Source organism: Rubritalea marina DSM 17716, from assembly GCF_000378105.1.
Taxonomy (GTDB): Bacteria; Verrucomicrobiota; Verrucomicrobiia; order Verrucomicrobiales; family Akkermansiaceae; genus Rubritalea; species Rubritalea marina.
Window position 1 is genome coordinate 23,299 of the sequence record NZ_KB899268.1, and the last position, 18,949, is coordinate 42,247.

The window sequence follows — 18,949 nt, forward strand, 5'->3', positions numbered from 1 at the left end:
ACTGGATTGGCGCGTGAATTACGATGATGCGATAGCGAGTTTGCCCCACGCGGGTCTGCGCGACGGGCAATCTTGGTTATTTTCACCCAAGCCATTTTCCTTGAGCAAGCGTGAGCTGCGAAAGATCAAGTCGTTGGGTCATGTGTTGTCCCAATTTCAGCGTGCTAGCGATAGTTTGTACCAGCGTTCAAAGCGTGGATCGGTAGCGCCGTGGGTGGCGCAATTGCTTGACGCAGGGAAGCCAGAATGGATGCTGCAGCAACAGTCTGCGCCTGAGTTTCAGGAGTTGCGCCCGCGCGTGATTCGGCCCGACCTCATCCTCACGGACGATGGCTTTGCGCTGACTGAGCTCGACTCGGTGCCCGGTGGTATGGGGATCACGACTTGGCTGAGTCAGCTGTACACGGAGCATGGATTTGATGTGGTGGGCGGCCGCGATGGCATGCCTGAGGGCTTCAAGAAGCTCATGCCTGAGGGGGGGCGGATTTTGGTTTCTGAGGAATCCGCTGACTACCGTCCGGAGATGGAGTGGCTGGCCTCGCAACTTGGTGAAGGGTTTCGCGTGGAGACAGCGGAGACTGCAGTCCCGGATGGTTCAGATGCCTATCGTTTTTTCGAGTGGTTCGATTGGGAGAATATTTCAGCGGCTAAGGATTGGGCAGCTCAAGCGAACCTGACCTCTCCGTGTAAGCCGCATTTGGAAGAGAAGCTCTGGCTTGCCCTCTTGTGGTCTCCAGCGTTGCGGCCGCTGTGGGAGGGGATGATGCGACATAGCCATCTCAATGCGGTGCGCGATGTGGTGCCATTTTCTTGGGTGATCGATCCACAGCCATTACCACCACACGCGGCACTCCCACGACTGGATGTGCACTCATGGGATGAGGTGGCTCAATTGAGCCAAAAGCAACGTGAACTTGTGGTGAAGATCAGTGGCTTCAGCGAGTTGGCTTGGGGCTCGAAGAGCGTGGCCATTGGCCACGACATGTCGAAAGACGATTGGCAGGAAACGATTGATACGGCACTCGAACAGCATGGCTCGCAGCCGTGGTTGATGCAGGAGTTTCACGCTGGGCGCGTGGTTGAGCACCCGTACTTTGATGCCGAGACCGGGGAGGTGAAGTTGATGCAGGGTCGCGTGCGTCTCTGCCCGTATTACTTCACAGACCGATCAGGGTATACCGAGCTCTCGGGGATATTGGCTACGATCGTGCCGTCTGATAAAAAGAAAATACACGGCATGAAGGACGGAATCCTGGTGCCGTGTATGCTGGAAGAATGAGGGCTGCTAGAGCCTCATGGTGTGCCGAGTTACTTCTATTGGCCCACTCCAGACGGGCTGTCTAGCTTGTCTTCCAATCGTTCTGCATTTTTCGCTGCAGCCGGTGTCGGTGCTGGCCATTCTTCGAATGTCTTGAGGTGTTTTTGGACGATCATTTGTGCTGGCCCGAATGCCCACATTTTTTTGCCCATCCATTCGATGTACATGCCGGATTCGTCAGCAGCTCTTTCGAGTGGGTCTTGGCGGAGGTTGAACAAGAGTGGGGCGGTAAGTTCTTCCTTGGCGCCTGACCAACCTTCATTTTGCACGATGAAATGTGCTTTCCAGTCGCCGTATCGTACCGCCTGCAAGGTAGTGCGTTCGTAGTAGAGGATCTCTTTTCTGTTGGAGGGGCCCTGGCCTGTGAGCATTGGGATTTGGTTGTAGCCATCGAGGTGGGCTTTGTGACCTTTGTATCCAGTGAGTAATTGTGCTTTTAGATCCTCTGGGCCACCGGCTGCATTGACGAGTGTGGGGAGTAGATCCATGGCGTCGATGATGCCATTGTTGATGGATCCAGCTTCCACCTTTTCAGGCCAACGAAGCAGCATGGGCGCGCGCACTCCGCCTTCCCAGGTGGTGCCTTTCTCACTGCGGAATGGGGTCATGCCACCATCTGGCCAGGTGAGGATTTCTGGGCCATTGTCCGCAGAGAAAATCACGATGGTATTGTCTGCGACCCCGAGCTTGTCGAGCTCATCCAGAACTTCACCGACGTGGTCATCGAGGTCACGCATGACGACTTCTTGGAGCCCTTGGCCATCCTTGCCAAGCATGGCTTTGTACTTTGGAGAAAGGTGGGTCCAGACGTGCGCTCTGGATGGGCAGTGCCAGACAAAGAACGGCGTCTTTTGTTCCACGGAATCGCGGATGAATTTGAGGGTGTGCTTGTTGACTTCGTCGTCGACTGTCTGCATCCGCTTGGGGGGAAGTGGGCCATCGTCTTCGATTTTCTGGGTGCCATCACCAGTTGCCCAACAATGAACCACGTTGCGTGGGGCGAAGCGCTTGGCCTCTTCTGTTTTCGGGAATTCTGGGTCAGAGGTGTATTCCATGGCGTTGAGGTGGTAGAGCCATCCCCAGAACTCATCGAAGCCATGCATTGTTGGGAGAAATTCATCACGGTCACCCAAGTGGTTTTTGCCAAACTGTCCTGTGCGGTAACCGAGCTCGCGGAGTAACTCCGGGAGGGTGGGGGTATCGGGGCTCAGGCCTATTGGGGCGCCCGGTAGGCCGACGGTGTGCATGCCAGTACGGACGGGAAACTGACCCGTGAGCATCGCCGAGCGGCCAGCTGTGCAGGTAGGTTGCGCATAGTAGTCGGTGAATAACATGCCCTCCTTGGCTAATCGGTCAATGTTAGGGGTCTTACTGCTCATCAAGCCACGGTGGTAGGCTCCGATGTTGAGTAAGCCAACGTCATCGGTGAGAATGATGAGAATATTGGGGGGAGGGGTCTCGGTCTTGGCTGAAGTGCTTAGGGCCGATGCCACAATGAGCAGGAGAGGGAGTAGGAGTTTCATAAGCAATGGGTTTGATGGTGTGAGTCGCAGAGATGCGAAACTAACAACTGTCAATATAGTCTCAATGATTGGAGTCTGGCAATCATGAATTGAACCCGTGTTCGCTGCTGCGTGCCGGCAGCAAAAAAGCCTCCGCTTCGTTGGAAGCGGAGGCTGTGTGTCGCTGAATGAGTTTGGTGTGTTCGGGCAAGCCCTGTGGGCTTATGGCTCGATGATGGCGTAGTCGCCATCGGGGCGTCTGTACACGATCTGCAGGACATTGCGTCTGGCATTGGTGTAGACGAGGAATGGGCGATCAGAGAGCTCGAGCTCCATGATGGCTTCTTCCTTAAAGAGCACCTTGAGTTTGGCAGCTTCTCTGTGGATGATGAATGGTTCTGGATCTTCGGTAGTTTCTGCCGGAAGTGTGTCCAGAATATCCTGTGAGAATACTTTGACGTCGAGGTGTTTGATGGTGTCTTCAGGCTTGGTTCTGTATTTTTTCAGGAGCCTGGTTTTATGTTTCCGCATTCTACGCGCAATCTTGGAGATTGTGGCGTCGATGGCTGCGTACATGTCTTGATCTTCAGTCGAAGCGTCGATGGTGATGTGATTGGCGCAGAAGAGGATGATCTCTGCGACATGGCGGTTCTTTTTGACGTCTAGAACGGCCCTCGCTTCTATAATTTTGGGGTAATCCAGATGCAGGGTTCCGATCTTCTTTTCAACGAATTCGCGAATCGAATCAGTAATTGTCTCATGACGAACTACAATATTGATCGGTGGGTTTACATTTTGTGTTTGCATCGTATTTATTGGGTCCTTTCGTTTGGTTTTGGTTTTTGCTGAGATCAGATCGTAAAGTCATCACCAAGATAATGCTTCTTGGCGAGTGGGTCATTGGCGATCTGGTCAGCAGTGCCCTCGATAATCGTTTGACCATCGTCCATAACATAGGCGTGATCTACGATCTTGAGAGTCTCGCGCACGTGATGGTCAGTGATGAGGATGGAAAGACCATCTTCGTCACGTAGTTCACGTACGATGGTGTGGATTGCTTCCACGGCTTTTGGGTCGACGCCCGCGAACGGTTCATCGAGCATCAGGATTTTAGGATCGCTGCAAAGGCTGCGGGCGATCGTGAGTCGGCGTTTTTCTCCGCCTGAGAGGGTCATGGCGAGGGAGTCGCGCAGCTTGGTAATACGGAAGCGCTCCATCAATTGTTCGGCACGTTCGAGGCGCGCTTTGCGCTTGAGGTCGCGGCGTGTCTCTAGCACGGAAAGGAGGTTCTCTTGGACGGTCATTTTGCGGAAGATTGCTTCTTCCTGCGGCAAGTAGCCCATGCCAATCTGAGCACGTCTGTGCATGGGCATTTTGGTGATTTCTTTGCCGGCGAAGGATACGATGCCGTCATTTGGCGGGACGAGGCCCGCGATCATGTAGAAGGTGGTGGTTTTTCCTGCACCATTGGGGCCGAGGAGACCGACGATTTCTCCATCGCTCACATACATACTGACACCATTCACGACCGCACGGCCGTTGTAGACCTTCTTTAAGTTCTCAGCACGGAGGATCACGCGATCTCCGGTACGCATGCTGAGCGTCGTGTCTTGGCTTCCCTTGCTTGTTGAGTGTGAACTCGTGATTTGGGTCTGCATTGTGTTCAGTGTGCTATTAATCTTGTAGCTCGTCTAGGTTGGTTTTCACTTCATGCTTGCCGTGCATACGAACACTCATGTCAGGTAACAATTTAATATACCCAGAATTTGAAAGAATGCGAGCAATAGTGTCACCTTGTTGGACAAAACTTTGGTTCCCTTTGAGGATGACAATTCCGGTGGTGGCGTCGTATGTGGCGATAGGTGCCTGAGCGAGAATAGGTTTGCCTTCGCTGTCGACGGCGTTGATGACGACGTCGCCAATGGCGATGGCTTTGTGTAATTGTTTGAAGCGAGACATATTTTGGGTCTCTGGGGTGACCATCGAGTCGGGGTTCTCGGTATTTGGTTTGATGTAGCTGGTGCCGTCATCTGCCTGGAGGATGAGTTTGAGCTCATCTGAGCAGGTCAACTTGTAGATCGGGTGGGTGACCACGACATTTTTTTGATAAATGGCGATGCCATTGAAGGCGTCGAAGTACATGCCGTCGTCGCAGTTGATTTGCACTGGGGTGGATGCATTGTTGCGAGCGACGAGAGTTTCTGGTTCTTGGGTGACTTCGGTGCTTTGCTGGGTGGCATTGACGAGGGTGCTTTGGTGGTCTTGCTTGCGAGCGTCTAGGGCATTGCTTTGCTTGAGAGTGTCAGCATTTTCAGAACGAGCTTGGGAATCGACGACCTCAATTTGAGCTTCTGAGCTTTGAGCGAGTTGGTCGATTTCTTGGAGTTCTTCGGCCGTGAGCAGTGCTGGGATGGTGGATGCGACGGTGGCGGCTACGAGTGAGGCTTTCTTGGCGGATGGGCTCATGGTCTCATGGGTTGCTTTGGTGGAGCTTGGGGCCTGTTGGGGCTCATTGCTAGGTGTGGCTGCCGAGGGCTGCGTGGCTGGTTCGGTAGCGGGTTCGGTGTAGAAAATCGATTGGGTGTTGCCGAGTAGCAGGCCGTAGCGTTCGGTGCTATCGAGCAGGAGCCCCTGTGCTGCAATGTCGTATTGCTTGGCGTGAATGCGCAAGTTTTGGTTGCTGTGCACGAGGCCGCTTGTCTCAAAATACAGCGCGGTATTGAGGTGGATCTTGGTGGGGAAGTCGACCTTGGTGTAGAAGGTGAGGTCGACATCGAAGCCGCGCATGCGTTGTTGTTCGAGGATGTTGACCTGATAGGCCTCGAATAAGGAGGTCTTTTGGTAGTCTTTGTCGAAGCGCGGGACGGTGACACCGTGGAGGCTGCTGCCGACGGGGAGCACCTTCATGGCGGGGACGGTGCTCTGAGTTCCGTCGTCCTGAGCTTGCAGGGCGCTAAGGCCGGAGAAGCATAGGCTCAATCCTAGAGTGGTGACGACAGAACGAGGCATTTGGAGGAGTGTGAGAAGTCCAGCCCCGCATGGTTGCGGGGCGTGTGCCAGCCTAGCCATGGGCCGCTTGGTGCACGGCGTTCAGCTTGGTGAGGACCGCTTCGATTTCGTCGAGCGGGATTTGGTTCGGCCCATCAGAGAGTGCTTCTGCGGGGTTGGAGTGAACTTCCATGAAGACTCCGTCGACACCCGTCGCCACTGCGGCACGGGCGAGTACAGGGGCGAGCACGCCGTCGCCACCGGTGGCGCCGCCGAGGCCGCCTGGGCGCTGCACGGAGTGCGTGGCATCGAAGATCACTCGGATGCCTTCTTCCTTCATCCAGTAGAGTGATCGCATGTCTGCTACGAGGTTGTTGTATCCGAAGGAGACACCGCGCTCGGTGAGGTAGTAGTCATCACAGCCAAAGCCTTGCATTTTTTTGGCGATGTTGACGGTGTCCCATGGTGCGAGGAATTGGCCTTTCTTGACGTTTACCGAGCGTCCAGTTTTGGCGCACGCTTCGAGCAGGTCAGTTTGGCGGCAGAGGAAGGCTGGGATTTGAAGTAGGTGGATGTGTTCTGCGGCGATTTCGGCATCTTGTGGGTTGTGGATGTCGGTGGTGACTTTCACCCCCAAGTTGCGGGAGATTTCGCCAAGGATGCGTGTGCCTTCTTTGACGCCTGGGCCTCGGAATGCGTCGCCGGAGGTGCGGTTTGCTTTGTCGTAGGAAGCTTTGAAGTACCACTCGATGCCGAGACGGTCTGCGATTTCTTTGATGGCTTTCGCCATGTCCCACGCGAATTCTTCGCTTTCGAGGCCGCAGGGACCGAGGATGTAAAATGGTTGGTTCATGATTGCGTTGAGTTAGAAAGTTTGGGTTAGCCGAGTGCTTCAGCGTCTGCGTAGAGTCGGGTGAGGTTTTCCAATGCTTTTTGGAGTAGTTCGATCTCTTCACCAGAGAGGTTCCCTTGGGACTTGTCTTTGAGCATGGTGAGGGAGTCTAGTACTGATTTGGCGGCCTTTAGGTTGACGCTTTTTGCACCAGTTGCTGGGTTGGGGAGTTGGCCGAGGAAAAGACCGGCGTTCTGGGCTTGGAGTAGGACGAAGTCGTAGAAGCGCGGGTCGATATTTGTTGCGTTTGCCATGGTTCGGTGTGGAGTGCGAGATTATGCAATGATGGTGCTGAAGTGGCGAGTTAATTCGCCTGATTGGAAGCGAGTTGTTCGCGCTTAAGTTTCGGTTCTAGAAAGAAGGGAACAATAGGCACCAGGGAGGCTAGAAAGTAGAGGAATGCTTTTTTGAGTGACCATTTACCGGCTTCTGTGGCCTGGAAGAGTGTGACACAGTAGACGCAGAAGAGTAACCCGTGAATCATCCCGGGGATGCGGATCGCTTCGGCGTCGCCTAGCATGCGCTTGAGGTAAATCGAGCAATAGAGCAGGTAGATGTATGAAAGTGCCTCTAGGATACTGATGAGGCGGAGGCGGCCGATGGCGTGGTTAAAGAACTGACTCATTGCTGGCGAGGTAGTGTGCTGGTTTCTGGATGGTGATGCTGTAGCGTCCGGCATTCCTGAGGATGTTGAACTGCTTGTTGTTGATGCTGAATTGTCTGGGGGTTTTGAGGTTCTCTGGGGTGAGAATGATGTGGCCGAGCACCTGATTTTGCTTGTCGGTGACGCGGTACTTGTAGTGTTCACCGGCGACTTTCGCAAGGTGATCCGCACCGACTTGTGTGGTGCTTTCGATACTGATGCGGAAGTCAGGGAATTGCGCAAGTGAGCCGGGGGTGAGGCTCACGGCTTTTCCGTATTGGACCTGTAGGTTGGGAGCGCTCTTGGGCACCTGGTGGCTGTAGGTGTTTTCGCTTCCGAGATTGGGCTCGGTGCAGGAGCTGAGCAGCGCGAGCAGGGAGCTCGCTACGGCTAGAATGAGAATGCGTGAGTGGGTGTGCATGCTGCGGGCTATGGGCTAGAGGATCTCTTCGATGGGGATCTTGCCATTGCTGGCGATGATGCTGTAGGCGTCGTCGCTGCCTTCGATCGGCTGCAGTTCCACCACGCCGCCTGCGGCTTCAATGAGGAGTTTGCCTGCAGCGATGTCCCAAAGCGAAATGCGTGCTTCGACATAGGCATCAAGGCGGCCAGTGGCGACGTATGCGGTGGCGAGGGCGGCGGAGCCCATCATGCGCATCTTGCGAGCGCGTAGTGAGGCGCGCTTGAAGCGTGGCAGGCCGGTCTCCATCGCTTTTTCCGTCTTGCCACAGCCTACGTAGAGGATCGACTCCTCTAGCTTGGTGCGCGGCGAGGCCTGGATCACTTCGCCATTGAGGAAGGCTGGGCCGTCTTGTTCCACGGTCCAGAGCTCCTTGGCTACTGGATCGAAGATCACGCCGAGGATGATTTCCCCATGGTGGCGCAGGGCCACCGAAATACAGAAATGCGGGATCCCGTAGAAGTAGTTCACCGTGCCGTCGATCGGGTCGACAATCCACTGGTAGTCTGAGTCCTGATTCCCGGCGATCCCTTCCTCGCCGTAGAGCGCGTGGTCGGGGAATTCCTTGAGCAGGATGCTGGTGATGAGGTCTTGAGATTCGCGGTCGAGTGCCAGCTTGATGTCATGGTGCTTGGCTTCATCGACGCTGAGTTCCTTGCCAAAGCTCCCCATGATGAGGTCGGCGGATGCTTTGACTGCTGCGACTGCTGCTTCGATGTAGGTCATGACTATGGGGTGTGGGCTGGGATTTAGACCATTACTCAGGTTTTTCTAGCTGAATGCGAGGAAAAACTGGTTTTGGTTTGGCCACCTCATGGCCGGTTGGGATGAGTCCCCATTGGAGTTGGTCGAGTGTGAGCTGCGCAAGCTGCGGTGCCTTGAGTTGAGTCTGGATGCGCTCGCAGGCAGCCGGGATGAATGGCTTGAGGAGTACTGAGGCGATGGCCACGACTTCCACCATGTGGTTGAGCACGGCATTGACTTGTTCGGTCTTGGTTTCGTCTTTGGCAATTTCCCATGGTTTGTGCTGCTCTGCGAAGACGTTGGCGCTGGTGATGAAGCCAATCACGGCCTCAAGTGCGTGGGATGGGGCGTGTTGGTCCATGTGTTCACGGTATTTGGCCACGCAGCCTTCGAGCGAGGCGCGCAGTTCCTGGCAGGATGCGTCGTCGAAGCTAGACTCGGTAGTGAGGCCGCCGCAGTAGCGCTTGGTCATGTTGAGTGCGCGGTTGCAGAGGTTGCCCAGGTTGTTGGCGAGCTCGGTATTGAAGAGCATGACGAGACGCTCGATGTCGTAGTCGGAATCGCGGCCGGTGTGGATGTCGCGCACGAGGTAATAGCGCACGGCATCGGCGCCGAATTGCTCCACGAGGTTGACCGGGTCAACGACGTTGCCTAGGGACTTGGACATCTTTTCTGAGCCATCGTCTGATTTGATGTTCCACCAGCCGTGAACGAGGAGGCTGGGCATTTGCTCATCGGAGAAGCCCATGGCCTTGAGCATGCAGGGCCAGTAGATGGAGTGTGAGGGGACTAGGATGTCCTTGCCGATGATGTGGAGGTTGGCTGGCCAGAGCTCTTCGAAGTTCGGTAGAGCGGAGCCTTCTGGCTTGAGGTAGCCAGCGAAAGAGATGTAGTTGATGAGGGCGTCAAACCAGACGAAGGTGACGAAGTCGGTGTCGAATGGGAGCTCGATGCCCCAGCGCAGGCGCTCTTTGGGGCGTGAGATGCAGAGGTCGGTGCCCTCAGCGCGTTCGATGGCATTGACGACGTCGGTCTTGCGGAAGGCGGGGATGATGAAGTCGTCGTTATTGGCGACGAAGTCTTTGAGCCACGCGACATGGTCGGAGAGGCGGAAGTAGTAGTTTTCTTCGTCGCGTTCTTCGACCTGTCCCCACTCTGGGCCAAACTCGCCGTTCTCGTTGCGTTCTTTGTCGGTGAGGAATTGTTCCTGACGGATCGAGTAGAATCCCTTGTATTGTTTTTTGTAGATTGCGCCTTCGTCGTAGAGCTTCTGCAGAATGTGTTGCACGCATTCTTTGTGCAGTGGGTTGGTGGTCTCGGCCCAGCCATCGTAGTCGAGACCGAGCTTTTCCCAGGCATTGGAGAAGCCTTTGGTCACACGCTTGACGTAGGTGTTTGGGTTCACGCCTTCTTTTTCAGCGGTCTGTTGCACTTTTTGGCCGTGCTGATCGACGCCGGTGAGGAAGTATGAGCTTTCGCCCTTTTGCTTGCGGTAGCGATTGAGGACGTCGGCTAGCACTTTTTCATAGGCGTGGCCGATGTGTGGCGATCCGTTGGTGTAATCGATGGCGGTGGTGATGAAGTAGGACATTTCAGATGTGAAATTTGAGATTTAGAAATTAGAAAGGTGGGTCGCTTAATCGCGGGTTTTGTCTACTTTGCCACCAATCCCTAGGATGGTGGCATTTTGTTTGGCATGTTCGGCTTCGGCGATTTGCCCGTCTTGGACGTACATTTGCGAGAGCGCGGTCCATGCGAGCAGGTCATTGGGCTCGAGGATTGTGGCTTGGAGGCCACAGCCGATGGCTTCTTTGATCGCCCCGGTTTTCATGAGTGCCATGCCGAGGGCTTGCCAGCCGTCGAAGAACTGTGCGTCGAGTTCGACGCATTTGCGGTAGCCTACGATAGCTGCTTCGAGCTCGCCAATGGCGAATTCAGCATTGGCATCGTCGAAGATGGATTCAATTTCTGGAGTCATGCTGAGGTGGTTTGGCGTGTTGGCAAGAAAATGGCCCGAGCACCGAGGTACGCGGGCCAACGGTATGCGCAATGCAGTGCTTAGTTGACACGTGGGAGGGTGAGCTCAGCAGTTTCGTTGAGCTCGATCAACCATGCGTTGAATGCAATGTATTTGAGTTGTGTGGCATTGCGTTCGAGGAGTTGGGATTCCTTGAGTGCTTCATCGCCGGTGAGCTGGAGACTGCGATCTGCTACAAATACGATTTGTGCGCTATCGCTAGCTTCTACGAGCGTTGCGGCGATTTCATTTGCCGTGGTGACTTGAGCGATGCGGAAGAGTCCGGGATTGGCTTGTTGTGCTGATTCTTGTGTGAGTGGTGCTTGAAGCTGAGCTTCGAGGCCTTCAGCGGCAACGGCGTCGGCAAAGCTTTTACCGGCTCCGAGTGCTTCGACGAGCTTGCTGCGCTTGGCTTCTGCGTGGTCGAGCATTGCTTTGTTGGCGAGATCTTGGATGAGGTCTTCGCGAGCGAGTTCAGCTGCGTCATCGAAGGACTTGACGGCGGGCTTGATTTCCTCGTCGATGCGGATGGCGATGTTGCCGTCGCGCCCCACTTGGAAGAAGTCGATGTTGTAGATGAGTTCATCGCTGAATTTTTTGGCAAAGATTGATTCGATGATGCCAGCGCGGGCAGATGCGTCCTTGAGAGTGAGCTTGCTGAGTTCAGCAGGCGCGTTGTCGATGGCGAATGCTTCGGTGGTGGCGACTTGGAAGTCGGCGCCGCCATTTTCTTTGACGATTGTGGCAGCTTGGTCGAAGGTCTGGCCTTCGGAGTCCTGCACGCTGTCGATGAAGTCTGAGAACATCTTGGTGAGCACCTTCGTGTGTTCTTTACGGTTTTTGGTCCACTCTGCGTGCTTGGTTTGGTACTCGAGTGTTTGCTTTGAGACTTCTTCTGGGCTCATCTCTGGGTTAGGACTCGGGCGCTTTGGCTCGTCTGCATCGGAGAGGTTGGTGAGGACGTAGCTGAGTTTGAGAAGGCGCTGGGTTTTGTAGCGATCCTTGTGAGTTTCCCAGTAGGCTTTGACTTCTTCTTCACTAGGTTTGATTTCTTTAGCGAAGTCGAGGATCTTGAAGTCCACGGTGCTGGTTTGGATAGTCTGGCGTGCGAGTTGGTCCTCGGCGATGGCGACTTTTGGGTCGAGTTCGAGGCCGCCGGCTACGAGGTCGCGGACTTTGGTGAAGACGATGTATTCAGCGACGAGTTGCTCGAACTCGCGCTCTTTCATGCCGACGGCGCGGTCTAGAGTGTTGATGTATTCTGCGTAGGCTTTGGGGTCGAAGGTGCCGTCACGGCCTTGGAACATGTTGTCCTGGATGAATTGTTGGGCGACTTCAGGTGAGGAATAGAGACCTAGTTTTTCGCTAGCTTGTTGGAGCAACAGACGGTTGGTGACGAAGTTGAGGCGTTGTTGTTCTTCGCTGAGGGCGCTGCCGGAAAGCGAGCGAACAAATTCACTAAGTTTGAAGAAGTCGTTGAAGTTTTGCGACTGGCCGAAGAGTTGGGTTGCGGAGATGGCGTTGCCGCCGAGCTTGCTGTAGGCTAGTCGGTCGATGGCTTGGCCATTCACGGACATGAAGTTGGATCCAGCTCCACCACCAGAGCCACCAGGCTTCATGGTGAGAATGAGTCCTGCTGCGAGTAGGACGAGAACGACGACCATCAGGCCGGTGTATTTACGCATGTTTTCGATCATGATCTGTAGGCGTTGCTATCAGTTTTGGCCCGCATGGTGCGGGCTTGAAATGAGATTGATGAATCTTGTAGGTGCTGCAGCCCTAGTCATCAACTGTGAAATGTAGTTTTTATTGGCGATGTGGGGCTTCGCTGGAGGTGGTCGGTGGCTCGCTTAGGGAGCTTTGACGAGAAGGGCGGCGTAGGCGCCGTCGGTTTGGTGTGTGGCCGGGTGGATTGCTTGTTGTTGCTTGAGTTCGAAGTTCGGGTATGCCGCTAGGAATCTGGAGATTTGCTCTTGGTTTTCCTCGTGTTCGATCGAGCAGGTGGAGTAGACGATGCGGCCGCCTGGCTTGAGGCATTGGGCGGCGTTGCTGAGGATTTTGGATTGGATCTCGGCGACTTGTGTGATGTTTTCCGGGGTCATGCGCCAGCGAGCATCGATGCGTTTGCGCATCACGCCGGTGTTGGAGCATGGGACATCGAGAAGGATGGCGTCAAAGCGCTGGTGCCATTCTGAGGGTGGGGCTTGCGTCCAATCGAAGGCGGCGGTGCTTGAGATCTCGATGCCGAGGCGCTCAAGGTTGCGTTGCAGGCGAGGAAGGCGCTTTTCATTGGAGTCGGTGCAGAGGAGCTTGCCTGTGTTGCGCATGGCGGCGGCGATTTGAGTCGCTTTCCCCCCTGGGGCGGCGCAGGCATCTAGCACGGTTTCTCCTGCGCTAGGGGCGAGGAGTTTGACTGAGTGGGTGGTGGCGGGGTCTTGGATGTAGATGAGGCCCTCTTCGATCCAGTCTCTGGGTGGGAGGCCTTTCTTGGTGATGTAGAATCCCGGGTGATCGGGCATGCTGACGGCGAGCTCGGATGCGTCGAGTGTCTCTTGTGCCTCTGGCTTGAGGGGGTTGCTGCGGAAGCTGGTGAGTGAGGATTTCTGGTTCCAATCCAGAAGGGATGCGGTCATTTCAGCTCCCCATTGCGAGGTCCAGCGATTGACCAGCCAGTCTGGGTGTGAGAGGCGGACGGGTGCTGGGAGTGCTTCGACACTGTCGAGGAGGGGCTCGCGTTCGCGGATGGCGCGGCGCAGTACTGCATTGATCAGTCCGCGGATCCCTTTGCGTGCAGAATCCACGGTTTCATTGACTGCGGCGTGGTCTGGGAGGCCGAGGATGTAGAGTTGTAGGAGGCCGACGCGGAGGTGGCAGCGCACTTGGAGGTCGATATCGCCATCGCGGAGTTGGGCGATCCAGTGGTCGAGCAGGCGTTGGTTGCGGATGCTGCCAATGACGAGGGCGTTGAGAAGATTGCGGTCTTCGCGGCTGAGCTTATGCTTGCGCGCAGCATGGTCGATGAGGGACTCAGCGTAGTGGTGGCCTGCGTGCCATTGTTCGAGGGCTTCGGCGGCGAGTCGTCGCGTGTTGGTGGTCATCTGCAAGTGTTTCGTGGGTGTGGTGTGTGGGCGGTGGATGCTTAGGAGTTTAGTTCGTGGTCCACCGCTTGCTTGAGCTCGTTGATTTCCCATGCAAGGTTGCTGGGGACTTGAGTTTGCCAAAGCTTTTTCGCGTGATCGGTGTGGAAGATTGATTCGCGGTTGAGGAAGTTTTCGAGGATTTTACTGCGTTTTGGGGCGAAGTTTTCTATTGGCACCCATGCGTATTCTTGGCGGATTGCGCGGGCGTAGCGTTGGTATTGCTCAGTGGGTGCGCCGAGGATCGAGAGGTCGATGTCGCAGAGGATTTCCTCGCAGCGCATGCCTTCGGTGTCTCGGTGGCGGGTGGAGAGGATGAGTGCCATGGTTTCGGTGCAAAGTGGGTGGTCTTTGATGAAGTGGCTGAGGAGGGCGGCGCTGGCCTCTTCGTTGTCGGCGCGGCGGCTATCGTAGATGATGTCGTGAAACCAGAGTGCGAGTTCGATGTACTGGGCGGCTTCTTGTTCGGGCTTGTTCGGCCAGGCGTCCCATTTCTCTAGGCAATCGTGGATGTAGTGGAGGTTGTGGTATGCGCGTTCTTCCTCAGAGTAGAGGGTGGCAATGGCATCCCAGATAGCTTCTGGCTGCGGCAACTGGCAGCGCTGGGCAAATTCTTGCCAGCGCAATTGCAGTGCTACGGTGATGTATTCTTTGGATACCAAATTCTTGTTCTTTGTGTGAAACCGAGCTCTGGTTGATTGCTAGCCCCCTGCAGCGATGGTGATCACTTCGATGGAGTCGCCTGGCTTGAGCGAGACGGTGTCGTAGTCACGCGGGAAGAGCGCAGATTGATTGCGTTCTACTACAACAGGTTTTCCTTCGAGACCAAGATCTTTAAGTAATCCTGTCACAGTTTTCTGGGTGGGCAGCGGGTGTGCTGTGCCGTTGACTTGGAGTGAATCGCTCATGGCTCGTGCGGGTGCGTGAATAGAGGCTATCTAGGTGTTGAGAATGGCTTCATCCCAGTCTTTCCAGACGGCTTCGTAGCCTTTATTTTGGAGCAATTGGGCGATTTCTGCGGCGCTGCGTTTGTCGTCGATGGTGAATTGCTCGGTTGCCTTTTGGCATGGTTTGCGTTCATCGATTTCGACGCGGCGGCCCTTGACGGTGAGGTGGAGGTCATCGTGGCCGGCGCCGGTGTAGCCGCCTGGCTCGGTCTGGGATCCTGCGGACATGTGGGTGACGCCGAGTGGGATCATGGCGTTGCGCATGGCAGCGGGCTCGCGTGTGGAGAGGACGATATTGACGTGGGGGAAGCAGATGCGGAAGGCGGTGGTGAGCTGGACGAATGAGCGATCATCGAGGAAGAGCTCTGGGTCTGGGCTGTATTGGTAGTTGCCTGCGTAAGGGCGCATGCGCGGGAAGGCGACGCTGAAGCTGGCTTTCCAGCAATGCTTGTAGAGGTATTCGAGGTGGGCGGCGAGGGCGAGGGCTTCCTTGCGCCATGGGGCTAGTCCGAAGAGGGCGCCGATGCCAATGCGGCGGAAGCCTCCGGCGTAGGCGCGCTCGGGGCATTCGAGACGCCAGTCGAAGTTTTTCTTGGGTCCTGCGGTGTGGAGTGTTGCGTAGACTTCACGCTGGTAAGTTTCTTGGTAGACGATGAGTCCTTCGCCTCCGTGTTCTACGATTTCAGCGTACTGGTGGTCCTCCATCGGGCCGACTTCGATGGCCACGGTGGGGATGAAGCTTTTGATGGCATCGATGCATTGCTGGAGGTAGCCGTCGGAGACAAATTTTGGGTGCTCACCAGCGACGAGTAGGATATTGCGGAAGCCGAGCTTGTGGAGGTGTTGGGCTTCGGTGACGACCTGCTCGATGGTGAGGGTGGTGCGCAGGATGGGGTTGTCGCGAGAGAAGCCGCAATAGCTGCAATTGTTGATGCATTCATTGGACACGTAGAGCGGGGCAAACAGGCGCATGGTTTTGCCAAAGTTGCGCTGGGTGATTTGGCTAGCCTCTGCCGCCATCGCTTCGAGTTGCTCGTTGCTGGTGGGGGTGATGAGTCGCTCAAACTTGCGCAGCAAGGCTGAGCGATGGGTGTCGAGTTGGTTGAATGTGTCTACGAATGACAAGGTGCGTGAAGTGTGGAATGTGGAGTGCCGGCTTGATGAAAGCTAGGGGGGGGAGTCGGGGCCTTGGGTTTTTTCTGCTGATGGAAGCCTAGGCTTCGATGATGCCTTCTTCGCTGGCCTGGGCGCGTAGGTCGAGGTATGACTGAATGCCCTCTGCTGGGTTGTTGGCTCGCATGAGGGATTCGCCGATGAGGAGTGCATTGGCCCCTGCGTTGAGCACGCGTTGGCCATCAGAAGGGGTCTTGATGCCGGATTCTGATACGAGGAGGACTTCATCTGGTACCTCATCCACGAGCTGCTCTGTGGTCGCGAGGTCGGTGGTGAAGGTTTTCAAGTTGCGGTTGTTGATGCCGATAAGGTCGGCACCGAGGTCGAGCGCGCGTTCCATTTCAGGAAGGTTGTGTACTTCTACTAGAACATCGAGCTGGAAGGTGCGGGCGATGTCGTAGAGCTTTTTCAATTCTTCATCGGTGAGTCCCGCAACGATGAGGAGGATGGCGTCGGCGCCGGAAACCACGGCTTCATAGATCTGCACTTCGTGTACCATGAAGTCTTTGCGGAGGCAGGGGATTGGGGACTCCTGAGCGATGCGTGCGAGGTAGCTGAGGTGGCCTTGGAAGTAATTCTCATCGGTGAGGATGGACATGCAGTTGGCACCCCCATCGATGTACATGCGCGCCTGGCGAATGGGATCAAAATTGGGGTCGATCACGCCCGCTGACGGCGATGCTTTTTTGACTTCTGCAATGATGCTGAGCTGGTCTGGCCCTAGATCAAGTGCGCTGCGGAACCCGCGGAACTCATTGCGCTCCAAGGCGGCTGCCTTGAGCTTTGACATGCGCGGGATCACGGACTCGATCTCAGTCCGCTTGTAGTTCATGATTTCAGTCAATTTGTCCACGGGCGAGAATGTGGCAGGTGTCGAGGTCGAGGTCAATCGGGATCATGCGGCATTCTTCCGTGAATTAGCGACTTCTTACACCTTCATTGTTGATGGGTACAAAAAAAGCGACGCTCCCGATGGGGTGCGTCGCTTTTAAAAACTTAAACTCGAAGCTAGGCCTAGATGATGCCTGCTTTTTTGAGTGTTGCGTATGCGCCGTTCTTGTTGATGGTCTTGATCGCCTTTGCGCTAAGCTTAACGCGTACGTAGCGGTCGAGTTCAGGAACGAAAATACGCTTTGTCTGAAGGTTTGGTGATACTTTACGCTTCACGGTCTTGGTCACGTGACGACCGATACCGCCCTTTTTCTTAGCGAGACCGGAACGGTGGATCTTGCGACCTACGCGTACCTTGGATCCGCGGATGCTACATACTTTTGCCATAATTCTGAAAGATTGTTGTGGGCGCGGAGATAAACACCTACGGATGATCGGGTCAAGGAATTTATTGTGTAATTCTCGAATCCATTGCCAAGGGGGGCTAGGAGAGAGGTGCTCCCGCAGTTTCATGCCTCAAGTTTTACGTGTCAAGAGGATCAGAGGAAGGAACCATCTGGGTATTTGTGGGGCACTAGGCTCCATGGGTGTGTGTGCTGCCGGACGCGTGGGGGCCGCACAGACTAGATACCACGTGAACAGACGTGCGCAGCGCTGGTTTTGCCGACTGGTGGATGCGGGGGGGATCTACCTACTCATGTCCTGCGGGGGTGGGAGCGGCTCTACTTTCGGAATCGAGTGGCACAAAACCCCGAGTTTTCACCGATGGTGCAGTGTTCCGTGTGTGGAGCAGCGTGATGGTAGCCTGAGTGTTCATGATGCAAGGGTTCCCAATCCCTCATCGGTGGGGGGGATGATCCTGGCTCGCTCCCAAGCCACTGCTGTGCCAGCTCATGCCACTCTCTGCCGTTAGCGGGTTACTCCACGAAATTGGCTTCTCTACCTGCTAGTTTGATGGATTGACCCAAGCAAAAGGCACTTGTTAAAATCAGCTCCGCTGTTAGACCTTGCGTAGCACTCCGACCGAACAAATGTTCGGCGGGTGTACATAACTGTTCACAGAATTAAATGAAAGCAAGAGATGTAATCATCGATATCCGTCACGAAATCCGACAGGCGCGAACTGACGGATCAAAGGAAACGTCTCTAGACAAACTTGAGCATTTGCTAGACATCCTCGATTCAGAGATAAATGAAGATGAGCACAAAAAGGATGCCCATCAAATAAAGATGGAGCATTGGAGACACGTGACATCTACTAGCTTCGAAGAGCACTCAAAATATACGAATCTCATTACTGTCATTGGTTATGGTGCGTTCTTAGCGGTCTGGACAAGCTTAAGAGAAGTTATCCCCCAACCATTGGCAATGTGGTCAGTATTTCTCATAATCGCATCTGCACTTGTATACCTATTCGACGAAATCTTCTCACAGATGAAGAAAGCGAATGCACTGAAGTCCGATGCTAATCTATATTTGGGTGATGTGGACGAATTCCTGAAAAGGAAAGAGGAGGTCGAAGAGACAAAAGAAGAGCATAACATCTCCCGAATATCGACGTGGCACTTTGTATTCTACTGGACCACACTTACTGGATTACTATCAGCACTCCTCCTCTGTCTAGGGATCATCATAACAGCATTAAACTAAAGCGTGAACCAGTCGATCGTCTCAATTCCTTTCGCGCTCCGCGCTACAGTCTTGAGACATCTCTACGTTAGCCTAAAAATACCAAACCAATGAAATCATCCGTAGCAATTATATTCACACTTCTAATCCTTCAAATATTCATTCAGTCAGATGACATAACGATCGTTTTTAGGAATCTCGCATCGATCATAACTAGTCATCTACTCCTATATATTGGAGGTTTAGCATACCTAATAGGAATAACCACATCGTCTGAAAAAGGTGAGCAAACACAGCATGTCGCACTGTGTGTATTTTTTATGGGGTTATCACTAGAGCATTGGTCTGGAGCTTTCGCCTTAATTCTTTACCTGGCGACGAAATCCTATTTCACCAAACTTGGCTAACAAGATAGAATGAGAAGGTGAAGACGGTACATTGAACCGTTTTCTGCTATGCTTCTCACCCTATGAAATACCACATTCCCACTCATACGATCGGAATCGATCTTGGAGATCGTTCTCACGCTATCTGCATCCTTGACCAAGCTGGCGAAACGCTAGAGCAACGCTCAATTACCAATCATCGTGAGAGCCTACGCCGGCTTT

The 18,949-nt window shown here is 54.5% G+C and carries 22 protein-coding genes; 4 read left to right on the forward strand and 18 right to left on the reverse strand.

The features are described from left to right. Positions 1-13 precede the first annotated feature (13 nt). The gene (locus tag F454_RS0113090) at positions 14-1,279 is read left to right on the forward strand and encodes a hypothetical protein (protein ID WP_018971110.1); all 1,266 of its coding nucleotides are present in this window, start codon (positions 14-16) and stop codon (positions 1,277-1,279) included. A 35-nt stretch (positions 1,280-1,314) separates the two neighbouring features. Here F454_RS0113090 and F454_RS0113095 read toward each other — a convergent pair whose 3' ends face one another. The 17 genes from F454_RS0113095 to trpC all read right to left on the reverse strand — a co-directional run bounded on the left by F454_RS0113095 (position 1,315) and on the right by trpC (position 16,653). Continuing rightward, positions 1,315-2,841 carry an arylsulfatase gene (locus F454_RS0113095; RefSeq protein ID WP_018971111.1) on the reverse strand — a complete coding sequence of 509 codons (1,527 nt, stop codon included), beginning with the start codon at positions 2,839-2,841 and terminating at the stop codon, positions 1,315-1,317. A gap of 201 nt (positions 2,842-3,042) precedes the next feature. Continuing rightward, positions 3,043-3,627: a ribosome hibernation-promoting factor, HPF/YfiA family gene (gene hpf / locus F454_RS0113100; RefSeq protein ID WP_018971112.1), complete on the reverse strand. Its 585-nt coding sequence runs from the start codon at positions 3,625-3,627 to the stop codon at positions 3,043-3,045. 44 nt (positions 3,628-3,671) lie between these two features. Next, the gene (lptB, locus tag F454_RS0113105; RefSeq protein ID WP_033368028.1) at positions 3,672-4,415 is read right to left on the reverse strand and encodes an LPS export ABC transporter ATP-binding protein; all 744 of its coding nucleotides are present in this window, start codon (positions 4,413-4,415) and stop codon (positions 3,672-3,674) included. Between the two features lie 79 nt (positions 4,416-4,494). Next, positions 4,495-5,889: an LptA/OstA family protein gene (locus tag F454_RS0113110; RefSeq protein ID WP_018971114.1), complete on the reverse strand. Its 1,395-nt coding sequence runs from the start codon at positions 5,887-5,889 to the stop codon at positions 4,495-4,497. Beyond that, entirely contained in the window at positions 5,882-6,661 is a 780-nt protein-coding gene (gene kdsA, locus F454_RS0113115; protein WP_018971115.1) for a 3-deoxy-8-phosphooctulonate synthase, read from the reverse strand. The genes F454_RS0113110 and kdsA overlap by 8 nt, the downstream gene beginning before the upstream one ends. A 26-nt stretch (positions 6,662-6,687) precedes the next feature. Beyond that, positions 6,688-6,954 (reverse strand): DUF1844 domain-containing protein, encoded by a 267-nt coding sequence (locus F454_RS15260; RefSeq protein ID WP_018971116.1) that lies wholly within the window; start codon positions 6,952-6,954, stop codon positions 6,688-6,690. Positions 6,955-7,004: 50 nt separating this feature from the next. Next, complete coding sequence (locus F454_RS0113125) at positions 7,005-7,325, reverse strand: DUF3817 domain-containing protein (RefSeq protein WP_018971117.1); 321 nt, start codon at positions 7,323-7,325, stop codon at positions 7,005-7,007. Further along, positions 7,309-7,764, reverse strand: coding sequence for a hypothetical protein (locus F454_RS0113130; protein WP_018971118.1), 456 nt, complete (start codon positions 7,762-7,764; stop codon positions 7,309-7,311). Before F454_RS0113130 ends, F454_RS0113125 begins: the two co-directional genes overlap by 17 nt. 15 nt (positions 7,765-7,779) lie before the next feature. Beyond that, positions 7,780-8,529, reverse strand: a complete 750-nt coding sequence (locus F454_RS0113135) for an inositol monophosphatase family protein (RefSeq protein WP_018971119.1) — start codon at positions 8,527-8,529, stop codon at positions 7,780-7,782. Positions 8,530-8,560: 31 nt separating this feature from the next. Beyond that, a complete protein-coding gene (locus F454_RS0113140; RefSeq protein ID WP_018971120.1) occupies positions 8,561-10,138 on the reverse strand; it encodes a class I tRNA ligase family protein in 1,578 nt (525 codons plus the stop codon). A 45-nt stretch (positions 10,139-10,183) separates the two neighbouring features. Continuing rightward, positions 10,184-10,525: a hypothetical protein gene (locus F454_RS0113145; RefSeq protein WP_018971121.1), complete on the reverse strand. Its 342-nt coding sequence runs from the start codon at positions 10,523-10,525 to the stop codon at positions 10,184-10,186. A gap of 80 nt (positions 10,526-10,605) precedes the next feature. Then, positions 10,606-12,249, reverse strand: coding sequence for a SurA N-terminal domain-containing protein (locus F454_RS0113150; protein ID WP_205619045.1), 1,644 nt, complete (start codon positions 12,247-12,249; stop codon positions 10,606-10,608). A 165-nt stretch (positions 12,250-12,414) separates the two neighbouring features. Then, a complete protein-coding gene (gene rsmB / locus F454_RS0113155; RefSeq protein WP_083913038.1) occupies positions 12,415-13,755 on the reverse strand; it encodes a 16S rRNA (cytosine(967)-C(5))-methyltransferase RsmB in 1,341 nt (446 codons plus the stop codon). Then, positions 13,704-14,363 carry an HD domain-containing protein gene (locus F454_RS15265; protein ID WP_018971124.1) on the reverse strand — a complete coding sequence of 220 codons (660 nt, stop codon included), beginning with the start codon at positions 14,361-14,363 and terminating at the stop codon, positions 13,704-13,706. The genes rsmB and F454_RS15265 overlap by 52 nt, the downstream gene beginning before the upstream one ends. Positions 14,364-14,402: 39 nt before the next feature. Then, positions 14,403-14,609, reverse strand: coding sequence for a sulfur carrier protein ThiS (thiS, locus tag F454_RS0113175; RefSeq protein WP_018971125.1), 207 nt, complete (start codon positions 14,607-14,609; stop codon positions 14,403-14,405). Positions 14,610-14,639: 30 nt separating this feature from the next. After that, positions 14,640-15,773, reverse strand: a complete 1,134-nt coding sequence (thiH, locus tag F454_RS0113180) for a 2-iminoacetate synthase ThiH (RefSeq protein WP_018971126.1) — start codon at positions 15,771-15,773, stop codon at positions 14,640-14,642. A gap of 88 nt (positions 15,774-15,861) precedes the next feature. Beyond that, positions 15,862-16,653 carry an indole-3-glycerol phosphate synthase TrpC gene (gene trpC, locus F454_RS0113185; RefSeq protein ID WP_018971127.1) on the reverse strand — a complete coding sequence of 264 codons (792 nt, stop codon included), beginning with the start codon at positions 16,651-16,653 and terminating at the stop codon, positions 15,862-15,864. Here trpC and F454_RS16445 point away from each other — a divergent pair. Next, a complete protein-coding gene (locus F454_RS16445) occupies positions 16,652-16,813 on the forward strand; it encodes a hypothetical protein (protein WP_018971128.1) in 162 nt (53 codons plus the stop codon). The genes trpC and F454_RS16445 overlap by 2 nt on opposite strands. Positions 16,814-16,835: 22 nt before the next feature. On the opposite strand, the gene rpmB is transcribed toward F454_RS16445, so the two are convergent. After that, on the reverse strand, positions 16,836-17,099 hold the full coding sequence (gene rpmB, locus F454_RS0113195; protein ID WP_018971129.1) for a 50S ribosomal protein L28: 264 nt from the start codon (positions 17,097-17,099) through the stop codon (positions 16,836-16,838). Between the two features lie 681 nt (positions 17,100-17,780). On the opposite strand from rpmB, the gene F454_RS0113200 reads away from it, so the two are divergent. Further along, positions 17,781-18,362, forward strand: coding sequence for a hypothetical protein (locus F454_RS0113200; RefSeq protein WP_018971130.1), 582 nt, complete (start codon positions 17,781-17,783; stop codon positions 18,360-18,362). 448 nt (positions 18,363-18,810) lie between these two features. Continuing rightward, positions 18,811-18,949, forward strand: a 139-nt coding sequence (locus F454_RS16785; protein WP_425481061.1) for an IS110 family transposase, incomplete at its 3' end; no start/stop codon positions are given.